The following is a 14,036-nucleotide window of genomic DNA, read 5'->3' as shown; positions in this document are numbered from 1 at the left end:
AAACCAAGTTCAACGGTCAGAATACAAACGAGGTAAGCGAAATGAACGCAAGCGCAAGTAAGCGACTCCAGCAACTGCACGATGACATTAACGCCTGCAAAGGTGGCATTGCCGCCATGCGTACCGACCATGCTGCACTGGTCGCCAATGGGGACGATAACGCCGCCGATGCACTGGCGCTGAAAGTCCGTGATGCTGAATCACGTCTGGCGGTGCTGCATGACCGTCTGCCGGTACTTGAGCAGATGGCCGAAGATGAGGCAGCAGAAGCACAGGCAGTCGAAGCCGCCGCACTGGTGGAGCAGGCCAACGCGAAACAGGCCGAGCTGCTGGCGCAGTTTGCCAAGGTTGAAAAACTAGCCCAGCAGTTGGGCCGGGCAGTTGCCGAGATTGACGACAACGCCGGTCTGCATTGGTATCGAGTGGCAAACAAGGCATTGAAGCTGGGCGGCCAGCCAGACAAGCAACAGATCAGCGATTGCCGCGCCCTGCTGGAGTCTCTGGCCAAGTCGCGCCAGCGCCTGGCGGGTATCGCAGAGAGTTACAGCCAACGCCTGTTTATGGCTGGTTGAGTGAGCCAAGCCCTTGTGGTTGGGTGGGGGCTTGGGGTGGATGGGGGTGCACAGCCCCCTGAAGCCTCAACAGCGCCGGAATATGCTTTGTGGTGTGCCGTCCTAGCCCTGCTGCTGGATGACGCCAGAGCGTACCGACAAGGACGATCAGGGCGAGAGCTTCAACAGGCATTCGAGGACGTTATCAGCCTGGGGCCAATGCTTTGCTGGTGCTGTGAGCATACCGGGCATGATCCGCAGTGGGTGGCCGAGGGATTTTGTAGGGGACTGAAGCGCCGTTCGTCGGATTAGTAACAGATCAGTAACACGCCGCAAAACTCTAACCCGGAAACAGAAAAACCAGCCTGAGCGGTTGCTCTAAGTGGCTGGTTTTTAAGGGAGTTTTTGGCGCACCCGACAGGATTCGAACCTGTGACCCCCGCCTTCGGAGGGCGGTACTCTATCCAGCTGAGCTACGGGTGCGTAGGGCGGCAATGATACGCATTGCGTCCAGCTGCGTCTAGCGTCTGCTGTGCTGGTATCTGGCAGGGCAGCTGTTGTCGGTGGTTACAGATATGCTGGCTGCAGCTATTTTGTCGGCGGGCGGTTTACCGGTATACTCGCGTGCATTGTATGGTTTCGGGAACCGGGGAGTGGCCGGGTTGCCAGCACATAATTACAGCTATGATGAGGATGTTAAGGTGACAACTGTGAAAAAAATCCTGGCTGCCTCTGCAGCCATGCTTGCCCTGGTTGCTGGCAGTGCTTTTGCTTCGTCGGTTGATGAGGCAGTTGCCGAACGTATCAAACCTTATGGCAGCGTTTGCCTGATGGGTGATCCCTGTGCGGATGAAGTGGCTGCTACGCCAGCGGGCAACGGCGGTGCCAGCGGCGAGCCGCGCTCGGGTGAGCAGGTTTATCAACAGTTCTGCACGGCATGCCATGCCAATGGGGTGTTGGGCGCTCCGGTGACTGGCGATGCCGATGCCTGGGGTGAGCGTCTGGCGAACTGGAATGACAGCTGGGAAGAGCTGACCCAGTCAGCCGTTGCAGGTGTTCCGCCGGGCATGCCGCCGCGTGGCACCTGTGGCGATTGCAGTGATGAAGAGTTGATGGAATCCATCAAGCATATGTCTGGTCTTTGATCCGGCAGTTTGCCTGATAAAAAAACCGCCGTTACCCTTGGGGTGCGGCGGTTTTTTGTCTGCGTGGCGAAGTGACTGGTCAGCGACCCAGAAGGTTGCGGATGTCGGATAGCGCATTGTTGCCGCGCGCCTGCTTCTGTTCCGGCGGAGCATCGTCGGTGCCTTCCCACTCCAGGTCTTCATCCGGTAATTCATCGAGGAACCGACTCGGCAAGCAATCGTTGATTTCGCCGAACTGCCGACGTCGGGCAGCGAAGGTGAAGGTCAATGTCTGCCGGGCACGGGTGATGCCCACATAAGTCAGTCGGCGTTCTTCCTCTACGCTGTCGGCTTCGATGCTGGAGCGATGCGGAAGGATTTCTTCTTCCATGCCCATGATGAAGACGTGCGGATATTCCAGGCCCTTGCTGGCATGCAGTGTCATAAGCTGTACGCGATCGGTATCTTCTTCCTCTTCATGGCGGTCGAGCATGTCGCGCAGCACCAGTTTGGCGATCGCATCTTCAATGTCGGTTTTGCCTTCCTCATCCCGCTCTATGGTGCTTTTCAATGCATCGAGCAGGAACCAGACGTTGCCCATACGTTTGGCCGCAATTTCGTCGCTTGAGCAGTTCTGCCGCAGCCAGTTCTCGTAGTCCAGATCCAGCACCATGTCGCGTAGTACGCCGATGGGTTCCTCTTGCTGGCAACGCTGGCGGATGTTTTCCAGCCATTGCTGGAACCGTTGCAGGCGTTCCAGGTAGCGTGCGTCAAGGTGTTCGCTCAGGCCCATTTCGGCGCAGGCAGTGAACAGGCTGATCTGCCGACCGTTGGCGTAGTTGCTGAGCTTTTCCAGCGTTGCCGGGCCGATCTCGCGGCGTGGCACGTTGATCACTCGCAGCAGGGCGTTGTCGTCATCCGGATTGACCAGCAAGCGGAAGTAGGACATCAGATCCTTGACCTCCTGGCGACTGAAAAAGCTGGTGCCACCGGACAGGTGGTAGGGGATCTGATGGTGTTGCAGCTTGAGTTCGATCAGCCGCGCCTGATGGTTGCCTCGATACAGAATGGCAAAGTCCTTCCAGGCATGGCGGTGCTTGAGGTGTGCGGTCTGGATCTCGGTGGCTACCCGCTCGGCTTCGGCATCTTCGTTGCGGCAGCGAATGACCCGGATCGGGTCGCCGTAGCCGAGTTCGCTCCATAGCTGTTTCTCGAACACATGCGGGTTGTTGGCGATCAGCGTATTGGCCGCGCGCAGAATGCGGCTGGTCGAGCGGTAATTCTGCTCGAGCATGACGACCTTGAGACTGGGAAAGTCGTCTTTCAGCAGGGCCAGGTTTTCGGGCCGTGCACCGCGCCAGGCATAGATCGACTGGTCATCGTCACCCACCACGGTAAAGCGGGCCATACTGCCGACCAGCATCTTGACCAGCAGGTATTGGCTGGCGTTGGTGTCCTGATATTCGTCAACCAGCATGTAACGGATGCGAAACTGCCATTTTTCCAACACGTCCGGGTGATTGCGAAACAACATCACCGGGATCAGAATCAGATCATCGAAATCGACGGCGTTATAGGCCTTGAGCGTGCGCTGATAGTGCATGTAGACACTGGCAGCAGCTTGTTCCTGTGGGGAGCGGGCATTGGCCAGTGCTTCGTCGGGCAGTACAAGGTCGTTTTTCCAGCTGGAAATTTGCTGCTGGATGCCATCAATGCCATCGTCGGCGCCGTAGTCGCGCTGCATCAGGTCGGTGATCAACGCCTGGGCATCCTGCTGGTCGAAAATAGAAAAACCGGGCTTGAAGCCGAGCGTCTTGTGCTCCTTGCGGATGATGTTGAGGCCGAGGTTGTGGAAGGTGGAAACGGTCAGGCCTCGGGCATCCGGCCCTTTGATCAATTGGCCGACGCGCGCTTTCATTTCCCGCGCTGCCTTGTTGGTAAAGGTGACGGCTACGATATAGCGGGCCTTGATGCCGCACTCGCGCACCAGGTAGGCGATTTTGCGGGTAATGACGCTGGTTTTGCCACTGCCGGCGCCGGCCAGAACCAGCAAGGGGCCACTGATGTAGTGAACGGCTTCCTGTTGGCGGGGGTTGAGACGTGACACGTTGGCATGGCTCCTGAAGTCAGCGCGCATTCTACCAGCTTGCGCTTGACAATCGGCAGTGATGGCTAAAGGCTAGACTTGGTTATTGGCATAAAATTGGATATAACCTACTTTATAAATATTCTGTATCTATTTAATTTTTATGGGCCAATGGGGATTTATTCTTGACTGCAGATAGTCAGGTGCAGCGGATTGTGTTGCTGGACGACGATCAGGGCGCCTATGTGCACCTGTGTCGTCGACTGGCAGCTGTTCCCGATCAGCCCTACCGGTTGGAGCGACTGGAGTCCTGGGCGTCTGTGCAGGCTGCAATCGCTGCTGGCGAAGTCACGGCCGTGCTGGTTCGTGAACAGCATCTGGCCGGGTTGCCTGATTGCAGTGTGCCGCTGATCTATCTGAGTTATCAGCCGGAACTGGTCGAGCTGCCCAACGCCCTGGCGGATGCCATCTGGGATCAGGCCAGCTCCAGTGAGCTGATGCGTTGCCTGCGCTATGCGATTGAGCGCCATGGGCTGCAGACGGCGCTGGATCGGGCGGCCAGTTTCGATCCACTGACCGGCACCTGCAATCGGCAGATGCTGCAGGATCGCTTGCGCCAGGGCATGCGCCGGGCCCTGCGCGCCAATCAGCCGCTGGCGGTACTCTTTATTGATCTCGACAATTTTCGCCATGTCAACGATACCCTGGGCCATGAGGCTGGGGATCAGATCATTCTCGAGGTGGTTGATCGCCTGCGCAGCATGCTGCGCAATACCGACACCATTGGCCGCATGGGCAGCGACGAGTTTGCCGTGGTGCTGGAAGATTACCGCTCGCCGAGCAACCTCCTGCAGATTGCGCAGAAACTGATTGGAGAGCTGGCCGAGCCATTTCTGCTCGGCTCGGAAAGCTTACTGCTGGGCTGCAGTATCGGTATTGCTACCTACCCGGAGGCCGGGCAGACAGTGGATACCCTGCTGCTGCATGCCAATATGGCCATGCAGCAAGCCAAGGAGCAGCGTGGCTGTCAGTTCCATTTCTATGATGAGCGCATCAATCTGCAGGCCAGCAGCCTGATTGAATACGAGACATCCCTGCGCCAGGCATTGCGGCGTGGCGAGTTCGAGTTGCATTACCAGCCGCGTGTCGATCTTTGCAGTGGCCGGATTGTCGGTCTGGAAGGCTTGATACGGTGGCGCCACCCGGAGCGCGGGTTGCTCGGTCCGAACGAGTTTATTCCGCTGGCTGAGCAAACTGGCCTGATTGTGCCCATGGGGTATTGGGTTATTGCCCGTGCCTGCCATGACCTTGCCCGGCTGCAGCGCCGTGATAAAGCGGTGCATGTCGCGGTGAACATGTCTTTCCGCCAGTTCCAGGACAGCCAGCTGTTGGCGACCGTTCGCCGCTTGCTGGAAAAAACCCGGGTCGATCCACGCCTGCTTGAATTTGAACTCACGGAGACCGCTGTAATGCAGCATCCGGAGCAGGTGCTGCAGACCATGGAAGGCATGGTCGGCCTGGGCGTACGATTCTCGCTGGATGACTTTGGCACCGGCTTCTCGTCTTTCGTGCATCTGCACAGCTTGCCGATCGATCTGCTCAAGCTGGATCGCAGTTTCGTCAAGGGCATTCATTTGCAGGACAGCGACCGTCAACTGGTGTCGGCAATGGTCGACATGGGCCATAGTCTGGGGCTTGAAGTCGTGGCCGAAGGCGTGGAAGAGCGTGCGCAGCTGGAGCATCTGCGCAGCATGGGCTGTGACCAGATTCAGGGCTTCTTCATCAGCCCGGCATTGGCCTTTGACGAGCTGTGCTACTTCCTGGATGCCTACCAGCTTTGCCGGGAAGACCTGATTGGCGAAGCCTGAGCGGCGCGCACTTACTGATTGGCCTGACGGTCCAGTTGACGATACTGCAAGGCTTCCGCCAGGTGCGGGCGTGCAATCTGTGCAACGGCGGCCAGATCAGCCACTGTGCGCGCAACCTTGAGCACACGATGACTGGCGCGATGGGACAGGCCCAGACGCTCAATAGCCTGTTCCAGCCAGTTGGCATCTGTTTCATTCAGTGTGCAGTGCTCACGCAGTCCGGCCAGTCCCAGGTGGGCATTCAGGCAGCCCTGACGTTGTAGTTGGCATTTTTGCGCGGCGGCTACCAGTGCGGCAGTGGTCGCGCTATCGGGTTTCGCCGGCGCTTGCTGGCGCAGACGAACCGGTTCGTTGTGCATCGGCAAGTGCAGGTCGATGCGGTCCAGCAGTGGGCCGGATAACTTGCTGCGGTATCGGCTGATCTGCTCTGGCGTGCAGGTGCAGCGTCCGGAGGGGTCACCCTGATAGCCGCAGGGGCACGGGTTCATCGCGGCGATCAATTGAAAGCGTGCCGGGAAAGTCAATTGCTCGCGGGCGCGGGCGATATGAATCTGTCCGGACTCCAGTGGCTCGCGGAGCATTTCCAGTACTTTGCGATCGAATTCCGGTAGTTCATCAAGAAACAATACGCCCTGATGCGCCTGACTGACTTCCCCTGGACGCGGCTGGCTGCCGCCACCGACCAGTGCCGCCGCCGATGCGCCATGATGGGGCGCGCGAAATGGGCGACGCGGCCAATGCTGCAAGGGGCCTTGCCCACAAATCGACTGAATGGCGGCAACCTCCAGCGCCTGTTGTTCAGACAATGGCGGCAGGATGCCGGGCAAGCGGCTGGCCAGCAGTGTCTTCCCGGTACCCGGTGGGCCGAACAGCAGCAGGTTGTGACCACCACTGGCAGCCACTTGCAGCGCCCGCTTGGCCTGCGCCTGGCCTTGTACGTCCGACAGGTCGGGATAGGCTTCGGCAGTGGCCGGGGTGCTGGCGCTGAACGCGGATAATGGCGTTTCACCGCGCAGGTGAGCGACCAGGTCAAGCAGGTGGTCGGCGGTAATAACTGTCAGCCCGCGAACCAAAGCGGCTTCCTGCGCATTGTCGCTCGGCACCAGCAGGCTGCGTCCGGCTTCGCGGCAGGCCAGCGCCGCCGGCAGCACACCCTGGATCGGTCGCAAACCACCGGACAAGGCAAGCTCGCCCAGACATTCGTAATCAGCCAGCACACGGGCATCAATCTGGCCACTGGCGCACAGCAAGCCGAGGGCAATCGCCAGATCAAAGCGACCGCCTTCCTTGGGCAGGTCAGCCGGCGCCAGGTTGATTGTGATGCGTTTCAGGCCTGGAAAGTCGAGTTGACTGTTGCTCAGGGCGCTGCGGACGCGGTCCTTGCTTTCCCGCACGGCGGTTTCGGGCAGGCCGACCAGTGTCATGCTCGGCATGCCGTTGGCCAGATGAACTTCCACACTTACCAGCGGCGCCTGAATGCCCAGCTTGGCGCGGCTATGTACGATAGCCAGAGACATGATCACTCCTTGATCATCGGGGTTAAAAAATCAGCCTTCCTTGTGTTGCTCCAGTTGCGCCACGCGTTGTTCCAGCGCTTCGAGTTTTTCACGGGTACGTTGCAGTACCACCTGCTGGGTCTCGAATTCATCCCGGCTGACGACGTCAAGCTTGCTCAGTGCGCTGTTCAGCAGCACTTTCAGTCGACTTTCCATCTCCGCCGGGGACAGGCCTTTGTCACTCAGCAGCAGCCGGGCGGCCTGGCCGCTGACCGCGCCTATAAGAACCTTGTGCAGCATAGGGCTTCCAGTGTTCAGGGGTGGTCGGGGCATCCGACCAGATTGTGCAAGTGTATCACTGCGCCGGGTTTCAGGCCCAGTAGTGGCGATACCCGGTTGACTCACCAGAGTTGTGCACCGGGAAAAGGCGGCATGCACCAAAAATGCGCACTAAAAGGGTGCGCGATACCGGCCGGTTGCCATATTAAACCGCTAAGTTGATGAAATTAAAGAATAAAACAAAAGCTGGCAAAGAACCTGCAGAGAGCTTGTCAGCTGCGATTTGTTGGCCTGCCCAAAACAGGGCATGCCGCTAACCCCAGCGAGACTTTGAGAAAAGCCAATGTCCGTTTCTAAAAGCCTCTAACTCGGCATAGACTTGCACTGTCCCCCCAGGGCAAGTCTGAATAACACGGGAGTATTCACATGAAATTAGTAACGGCTGTAATCAAGCCATTCAAGCTGGACGATGTGCGTGAAGCACTGTCCGAAATTGGCGTTCAGGGCATTACCGTCACTGAGGTCAAGGGCTTTGGTCGGCAGAAAGGTCACACCGAGCTGTATCGTGGTGCCGAGTATGTTGTCGACTTTCTGCCCAAGGTAAAAATCGATGTGGCCATCGGTGACGATATGCTTGACCGCGTCATTGAAGCCATCTCAAAGGCGGCCAACACCGGCAAGATTGGTGACGGCAAAATCTTTGTGGTCAATCTGGAACAGGCCATCCGCATTCGAACCGGGGAAACCGGTACCGACGCCGTTTAAGGCGGTTTCAACCAACTACATTGCATCTAAGCCTATATGGGGGGCTTACCAATGGAAGAAATTCTTCACACTTCTTATGCGATCGATACCTTCTACTTTCTGGTAGCCGGTATTCTGGTCATGTGGATGGCGGCTGGTTTCGCCATGCTCGAAGCGGGCCTGGTCCGCGCCAAAAGCACAACCGAGATTCTGGCGAAGAACATCGCCCTGTATGCTGTCGCTTCGGTGATGTATCTGATTATCGGTTACTACATCATGTACTCCTCCGAGGGTTCTATCTTCCCCAGCCTGGGCTTCCTGATCGGTAGTGAAAATACCGTGGAAGACGTATTGGCTGGCGGCGATGACGCTCCGTACTACTCCTCGCGTTCCGACTTCTTCTTCCAGCTGGTATTTGCTGGTGCCTGTATGTCGATCATCTCCGGTGCGGTTGCCGAGCGCATGAAGCTGTGGGCCTTCCTGGCTTTCGCAGTGGTCATGACCGGCTTCATCTACCCGATTCAGGGTGCCTGGAGCTGGGGCGGTGGCTGGTTGTCAGAGATCGGTTACTCTGACTATGCCGGTTCCGGTATCGTTCACATGGCAGGTGCCGTAGGTGCTCTGGCCGGTGTCATTCTGCTGGGTGCCCGTAAAGGCAAGTACGGTGCGAATGGCCAGGTCAATGCAATCCCGGGCTCCAATCTGCCGCTGGCTACCCTGGGTGCCTTCATCCTGTGGATGGGCTGGTTCGGCTTCAACGGTGGTTCCGAGCTAAAGATGTCTGACATCGACTCGGCCAACAACGTTGCCCAGGTGCTGGTTAACACCAACATGGCGGCTGCCGGTGGTCTGATCGCGGCGATGATCGTATCGCGCATCCTGTTCGGCAAGACTGACCTGACCATGATGATCAACGGTGCTCTGGCCGGTCTGGTCTCGATCACTGCCGAGCCGCTGGCTCCAGGTGGCTTCCAGTCCATGCTGATCGGTGGTGTCGGTGGTGTGATCGTGGTCTTCTCGATCCTCGCACTGGACAAGCTGAAGCTCGACGATCCGGTCGGTGCTATCTCGGTACACGGTACTGCCGGTATCTGGGGTGTGCTGGTTGTGCCGCTGACCAACAGCGATGCCAGCTTCGGCGCACAGATTGTCGGTATCGTCGGTATCTTCGTCTGGGTCTTCATCGCCAGCCTGATTGTCTGGGGCATCATCAAGGCGGTCATTGGTCTGCGCATCAGTGAAGAAGAAGAGTACGAAGGTGCGGATATTTCCGAGTGCGGTATGGAAGCTTATCCGGAGTTCACCAGCAGCAAGAACTAACGCTGGTCAGTACTCAGGTTAAACAACAGGGCGCCTTCGGGCGCCCTGTTGCGTTTGCATGGGTGGTGCGAGCTAAAGAAAAAGTTGCTGTTCAGGCTGGTGAAAATTTTCAGTTGGGCTATAAATAGCCTGTTTTCCTTTCTATGAAGGTGGCTGCCGTGAGTACTGATGATCTTGATGACGACATGGATGCGGTAGATAACGACGATCTGGACGGTCTGCCGGAAGCGGATGAAGACGACAGCAGCGTCAAAAGCCGCAAGAAAGCTGCTGCTGTGAGCAATGAAGACGAACTGGAGGGCGCTTCGCTGGCGGCCAAAGAGCGTGAGCGACAGTTCCTCGCCCAACAGATCGAGGAATATCTTGCCCGTGGTGGCAAGGTCCAGGAGGTCAGTGGAGACGTCCTGAATGATCCGCCACGCAAGCCCGAGTCAAAGTACGGTAGTCGGCCGATTTAGCGGTAACCAAGTGAGTCCGCTTCGTGGCTGTCGGCGTCTTGCCCGCGCACCCCTAAAGAAACCCCTCGAGCAGATCATTGAGAAACAGGTGGCCGCGTGCAGTGGGCCGAAGCTGTTGCTGCCAGGGTTCCAGCAAGCCGCGCTCAACGGCGTTATCCAGTTGGCTGGCAATACTGTCCAGCGACTGTCCGGTGCGTTGGCTATACCAGTGGCTGGGCACACCATCCTGCAGGCGCAAGGCATTCATCAGAAAGTCGAAGGGTAAATCATCCGCGCCCAGCGGTTTGCGTCCGGCACAGAAAGCGTTGTCCGGATTCAGGTAGTCCTTGGGCAGACGGGTTTTCCAGTAGCGTTCGATATGCCCGTCAGGGCGGGTAAGCTTGCCATGGGCGCCAGCGCCGATGCCGATAAAGTCGCCGTATTGCCAGTAGTTCAGGTTGTGCCGTGCCTGACGGTCAGCGCGGGCATAGGCAGAGACTTCATATTGCTGCAGACCGGCTTCGGCCAGTCGGGCCTGCCCCGCTTCCTGAATGCTCCAGAGAATGTCTTCTTCCGGCAGCTGCGGTGGCTGGCTGTAGAACAGGGTGTTGGGTTCCAGGGTGAGTTGGTACCAGGACTGGTGCTCGGGTCCGAGGGCGATGGCCTGCTCGATATCCGCCAGGGCGTCAGTTTCAGTTTGCCCGGGCAGGCCGTGCATCAGATCGAGGTTGAGGTTGTCGAAGCCGGCACGGCGCGCCATGTCGACGGCTGCAAGGGCTTCCCGGTCATCATGGATACGGCCCAGGGCTTTCAGGTGTCGGGCATTGAAACTCTGGATACCGATCGACAGCCGGTTGATGCCGGCGCGACGGTAATCGGCAAACTTGGCCTGCTCGAAGGTTCCGGGGTTGGCTTCCAGAGTGATTTCGATATCGCCGGCAAAGGTCAGCCGGGAGGCCATGGCGTCCAGCAGGCGGGCAAGGCTGGCAGCGGAAAACAGGCTCGGTGTACCGCCACCGAAAAAGATCGAGGTCAGCTCGCGTTGCTGGCCAGCGTATTCGGCCATCAGGTTCAGGTCCTGATCCAGGTCGGCAATCAGCGCATCTATATAGGCCGCTTCGGGCAGTCCGTTATCGCTGACATGCGAATTGAAATCGCAGTAAGGGCACTTGCGTACGCACCAGGGGATGTGAACATAGGCCGCCAGAGGCGGCGGCTGAAGGTTGAAGGCTGAAGGCTGGGTGTCGGCCTGCGGAGAAGTTGTCATTGCACCAAGCCTGTGATCAGGAAGTGGGTTGCACCGGGGCCGAAAAGCGCACGCTGGACATACTTTCAGCTGTCAGCGGCGTGTAGTCCGAGTTGTTTACGCAGTTGCGCCATGGCTTTGCCTCGGTGGCTGAGGCGGTTTTTCTGGGCGGCGGGCAATTCGGCGCTGGCGCAGTTGGTTTCCGCTACCCAGAACAGCGGATCGTAACCGAATCCGAACTCGCCGCTGGGTTCGTGCAGTATGCGCCCGCGCCACTCACCCTGGCAGATGATCGGCGTCGGATCATCGGCATGTCGCAGCAGGGCCAGTACGCAGATAAAGCGCGCACCGCGCTCGGTATCGGGAATGCCATCCAGAGCCTTGAGCAGTTTGGTGTTGTTGGCGCTGTCGCCGGCGCCATCGGCATAGCGGGCGGAATAAATGCCTGGCGCGCCACCAAGGGCATCCACGGCCAGTCCGGAGTCGTCCGCCAGTGCCGGCAGGCCGGAGGCATGTGCGGCGTGCCGGGCCTTGATAATGGCGTTCTCGATAAAGGTCAGACCGGTTTCTTCAGCTTCGACACTGACGAACTCGCTTTGCGGTATGACCGTGACCTGGGCACCGAGCATTTGTTGCAGTTCGGCCAGTTTGCCTTTGTTGCCGCTGGCCAGTACCAGCCGATCAAAAGCCAATTCAGTCATCCGGGTGAAACTCCTGCTGGAAGCGCACAGTATGCACTGGTGCTCCTTCGCTTTCCTGAATCGTCAGTTCAAAGCGCAGCAATCCGCGCTGGGCAGCGGTGTAGTTGGCAAGAAAGTAAACGGCCTCACCTTCCTGGATGCGAATGAAGCGCAGCGGAGTGCTTTGCTGCAGGAGGTTGGTCACGGTACCGTCAACGCGGGCATCAACCGGCACCGGACCGTCATCGGTTTTTTTCTGCACCAGCAGGTTGAGTACCCCGTGGGTGGGACCGCGGGTCAGTCCGGCCTGGGCGGCAATGTCGGGTTGCAGATAGCTGCTGTTGAAGGTGTTGTGATACACAATCAGGTCACCAAAGCGCTGCGGACTTTGTGCCTGAGCAAACAGGCCACCGGCAAACAGCAGGCTGCACAGCAAAAGAGCAAAGCGTTTCATGATGATTACTCCTGTCGGGTTATCCGGTAGATCGCAACCTCACCCAGCAGGTTGGGCCAGAAGCCGCTGAACCAACCCGTCTGGTGGGTCTGGTCGACCACCAGGCGTTCAAGGATGCGAATCGAGCGTTCGCGGCACAGCTGTTCGAAATCCCTGAAGGTACAAAAATGAATGTTCGGTGTGTTGTACCAAGTGTAGGGCATAAACTCGGACACCGGCATGCGACCCTTGATGCCGAGGTGCATGCGACAGCGCCAATGGCCGAAATTGGGGAAAGTAAGAATGCCTTCCTTGCCGATACGCAGCATGTCTTCCAGTACCCGGTCAGGATAGTGTACTGCTTGCAGCGCCTGGGTCATGACCACGGTATCGAAACTGTTGTCACCAAAGTTGTCCAGCCCCAGGTCCATGTTCTGTTCGATAACCCGTACACCACGTTCAATACAGGTCTGGATTTGCCCGGGATCGATTTCCAGGCCATACCCCTGCACCTGCTTGGTATTACCCAGGTGTTGCAAGAGTTCACCACTGCCGCACCCCAGGTCGAGCACGCGGGTACCAGCGGGAATCCATTGCTCGATGATTTGCAGATCAGCGCGCAGGCTCATGCGTCCACCTCGATTCGGTTCATATAGCCACTGAAGGCCTCGATATAGCGCGGAATCGGCAACAGGAAAGCATCGTGACCCTGGGGCGCGTCGATTTCCAGGTAGCTGACCTGTTTGCCGGCGGCGAGCAGGGCATCGACCAGTTCCCGTGAGCGCGCCGGTGAAAAGCGCCAGTCGGTGGTGAAGGACATCAGCATGACGTCGGCCTGGACGCCGGCCAGAGTGCGGGCCAGGTCATCCTGGTGTGCGGCAGCCGGGTCAAAATAATCCAGTGCCTTGGTCATCAGCAGATAGGTGTTGGCATCAAAGCGCCCGGAAAACTCCTGGCCCTGGTAGCGCAGGTAGCTTTCCACCTCGAATTCGACGCTGGTCAGATCATAGTTGAGCTGTTCGCTGCGCAGGTCACGGCCGAATTTCTTGCCCATGGCATCATCGGACAGGTAGGTGATATGCCCGACCATGCGCGCCAGGGTCAGGCCGCGCTTGGGGATGACGCCGAAGGCGGCATAGTCACCATTGTGGAAGTCCGGGTCGGTCACAATGGCCTGGCGAGCGACCTCGTTGAAAGCGATGTTCTGTGCCGACAGCTTGGGTGCGGTGGCGATGGCCACGCAATGGCGCAGCCGCTCGGGGTAGCTGATCGCCCACTGCAATGCCTGCATGCCCCCCAGACTGCCACCGACCACGGAGGCCCACTGCTGAATACCGAGCAGGTCGGCCAGCCGAGCCTGGCTGTGTACCCAGTCTTCCACGGTGACCACCGGGAAGCTGGCGCCATAGGCCTTGCCGGTGGACGGGTCGATGCTCGAGGGTCCGGTGGAGCCATGGCAGCCACCGAGGTTGTTCAGGCTGACGACAAAGAAGCGGTTGGTATCAATGGCCTTGCCCGGGCCGATACAGGCATCCCACCAACCGGGCTTGCGTTCATCTTCATGGTGATAGCCGGCAGCATGGTGGTGCCCGGACAGGGCATGACAGATCAGTACGGCGTTACTGGCAGAGGCATTCAGCGTGCCATAGGTTTCGTAGACCAGTTCGTAGGGCGCCAGGGAGCGCCCGCAGGAGAGCAGCAGGGGTTCACTGAACGCCTGCCGCTGCGGCGTTACCAGGCCTACGCAATCGTCGGGAAATAGGGACATCGGG

14 protein-coding genes and 1 tRNA gene are annotated in these 14,036 nt (G+C 58.5%); 6 read left to right on the top strand and 9 right to left on the bottom strand.

All coding sequences use genetic code 11. From position 1 onward, the window contains the following. Window positions 1-41: 41 nt before the first annotated feature. Window positions 42-572 (top strand): hypothetical protein, encoded by a 531-nt coding sequence (locus BLU07_RS14430; RefSeq protein ID WP_092388211.1) that lies wholly within the window; start codon window positions 42-44, stop codon window positions 570-572. Between the two features lie 385 nt (window positions 573-957). Here the strand turns inward: BLU07_RS14430 and BLU07_RS14425 are convergent. After that, window positions 958-1,034: transfer RNA gene (locus tag BLU07_RS14425), tRNA-Arg, on the bottom strand. Between the two features lie 227 nt (window positions 1,035-1,261). Here BLU07_RS14425 and BLU07_RS14420 point away from each other — a divergent pair. After that, the gene (locus BLU07_RS14420; RefSeq protein WP_331457061.1) at window positions 1,262-1,696 is read left to right on the top strand and encodes a c-type cytochrome; all 435 of its coding nucleotides are present in this window, start codon (window positions 1,262-1,264) and stop codon (window positions 1,694-1,696) included. A 79-nt stretch (window positions 1,697-1,775) separates the two neighbouring features. Here BLU07_RS14420 and rep read toward each other — a convergent pair whose 3' ends face one another. After that, entirely contained in the window at window positions 1,776-3,782 is a 2,007-nt protein-coding gene (gene rep, locus BLU07_RS14415; protein WP_092389898.1) for a DNA helicase Rep, read from the bottom strand. A gap of 164 nt (window positions 3,783-3,946) precedes the next feature. On the opposite strand from rep, the gene BLU07_RS14410 reads away from it, so the two are divergent. Continuing rightward, window positions 3,947-5,629, top strand: coding sequence for a putative bifunctional diguanylate cyclase/phosphodiesterase (locus tag BLU07_RS14410; RefSeq protein ID WP_157719210.1), 1,683 nt, complete (start codon window positions 3,947-3,949; stop codon window positions 5,627-5,629). An 11-nt stretch (window positions 5,630-5,640) separates the two neighbouring features. Here the strand turns inward: BLU07_RS14410 and BLU07_RS14405 are convergent, their stop codons facing one another. Both BLU07_RS14405 and BLU07_RS14400 read right to left on the bottom strand, forming a co-directional pair. Further along, window positions 5,641-7,146, bottom strand: a complete 1,506-nt coding sequence (locus BLU07_RS14405; RefSeq protein WP_092388205.1) for a YifB family Mg chelatase-like AAA ATPase — start codon at window positions 7,144-7,146, stop codon at window positions 5,641-5,643. Between the two features lie 30 nt (window positions 7,147-7,176). Further along, the gene (locus tag BLU07_RS14400; protein ID WP_092388202.1) at window positions 7,177-7,425 is read right to left on the bottom strand and encodes an accessory factor UbiK family protein; all 249 of its coding nucleotides are present in this window, start codon (window positions 7,423-7,425) and stop codon (window positions 7,177-7,179) included. A gap of 405 nt (window positions 7,426-7,830) precedes the next feature. Between BLU07_RS14400 and glnK the strand changes: the two genes are divergently transcribed. The 3 genes from glnK (at window position 7,831) to BLU07_RS14385 (ending at window position 9,926) form a co-directional block, all read left to right on the top strand. Continuing rightward, window positions 7,831-8,169 (top strand): P-II family nitrogen regulator, encoded by a 339-nt coding sequence (gene glnK / locus BLU07_RS14395; protein WP_092388199.1) that lies wholly within the window; start codon window positions 7,831-7,833, stop codon window positions 8,167-8,169. A gap of 51 nt (window positions 8,170-8,220) precedes the next feature. Further along, window positions 8,221-9,468, top strand: a complete 1,248-nt coding sequence (locus BLU07_RS14390; protein ID WP_092388195.1) for an ammonium transporter — start codon at window positions 8,221-8,223, stop codon at window positions 9,466-9,468. 158 nt (window positions 9,469-9,626) lie between these two features. Further along, on the top strand, window positions 9,627-9,926 hold the full coding sequence (locus BLU07_RS14385) for a hypothetical protein (RefSeq protein WP_092388192.1): 300 nt from the start codon (window positions 9,627-9,629) through the stop codon (window positions 9,924-9,926). A gap of 52 nt (window positions 9,927-9,978) precedes the next feature. On the opposite strand, the gene hemW is transcribed toward BLU07_RS14385, so the two are convergent. From hemW to metX, 5 genes are all read right to left on the bottom strand, one after another. Beyond that, window positions 9,979-11,172: a radical SAM family heme chaperone HemW gene (hemW, locus tag BLU07_RS14380; RefSeq protein WP_092388189.1), complete on the bottom strand. Its 1,194-nt coding sequence runs from the start codon at window positions 11,170-11,172 to the stop codon at window positions 9,979-9,981. Between the two features lie 65 nt (window positions 11,173-11,237). Continuing rightward, on the bottom strand, window positions 11,238-11,852 hold the full coding sequence (rdgB, locus tag BLU07_RS14375; protein WP_092388186.1) for an RdgB/HAM1 family non-canonical purine NTP pyrophosphatase: 615 nt from the start codon (window positions 11,850-11,852) through the stop codon (window positions 11,238-11,240). Further along, window positions 11,845-12,285, bottom strand: coding sequence for a DUF4426 domain-containing protein (locus BLU07_RS14370; protein WP_092388183.1), 441 nt, complete (start codon window positions 12,283-12,285; stop codon window positions 11,845-11,847). The genes rdgB and BLU07_RS14370 overlap by 8 nt, the downstream gene beginning before the upstream one ends. 5 nt (window positions 12,286-12,290) lie before the next feature. Next, a complete protein-coding gene (metW, locus tag BLU07_RS14365) occupies window positions 12,291-12,887 on the bottom strand; it encodes a methionine biosynthesis protein MetW (RefSeq protein WP_092389896.1) in 597 nt (198 codons plus the stop codon). Window positions 12,888-12,889: 2 nt separating this feature from the next. Next, window positions 12,890-14,032, bottom strand: coding sequence for a homoserine O-succinyltransferase MetX (gene metX, locus BLU07_RS14360; protein ID WP_092388181.1), 1,143 nt, complete (start codon window positions 14,030-14,032; stop codon window positions 12,890-12,892). Window positions 14,033-14,036: the final 4 nt, after the last annotated feature.

The sequence above is a fragment of the Halopseudomonas salegens genome (genome assembly GCF_900105655.1).
GTDB lineage: Bacteria > Pseudomonadota > Gammaproteobacteria > Pseudomonadales > Pseudomonadaceae > Halopseudomonas > Halopseudomonas salegens.
The sequence above is the reverse complement of the archived record's forward strand: the minus strand, read 5'-3'. Positions and strand labels throughout refer to the sequence as shown.

Excerpts from the sequence above, each read along its gene's own strand:
- BLU07_RS14430 (WP_092388211.1), top strand. The coding sequence starts at position 42 with ATGAACGCAAGCGCAAGTAAGCGACTCCAGCAACTGCACGATGACATT.
- BLU07_RS14405 (WP_092388205.1), bottom strand. The coding sequence starts at position 7,146 with ATGTCTCTGGCTATCGTACATAGCCGCGCCAAGCTGGGCATTCAGGCG.
- BLU07_RS14400 (WP_092388202.1), bottom strand. The coding sequence starts at position 7,425 with ATGCTGCACAAGGTTCTTATAGGCGCGGTCAGCGGCCAGGCCGCCCGG.
- glnK (WP_092388199.1), top strand. The coding sequence starts at position 7,831 with ATGAAATTAGTAACGGCTGTAATCAAGCCATTCAAGCTGGACGATGTG.
- BLU07_RS14390 (WP_092388195.1), top strand. The coding sequence starts at position 8,221 with ATGGAAGAAATTCTTCACACTTCTTATGCGATCGATACCTTCTACTTT.
- hemW (WP_092388189.1), bottom strand. The coding sequence starts at position 11,172 with ATGACAACTTCTCCGCAGGCCGACACCCAGCCTTCAGCCTTCAACCTT.
- rdgB (WP_092388186.1), bottom strand. The coding sequence starts at position 11,852 with ATGACTGAATTGGCTTTTGATCGGCTGGTACTGGCCAGCGGCAACAAA.
- BLU07_RS14370 (WP_092388183.1), bottom strand. The coding sequence starts at position 12,285 with ATGAAACGCTTTGCTCTTTTGCTGTGCAGCCTGCTGTTTGCCGGTGGC.
- metX (WP_092388181.1), bottom strand. The coding sequence starts at position 14,032 with ATGTCCCTATTTCCCGACGATTGCGTAGGCCTGGTAACGCCGCAGCGG.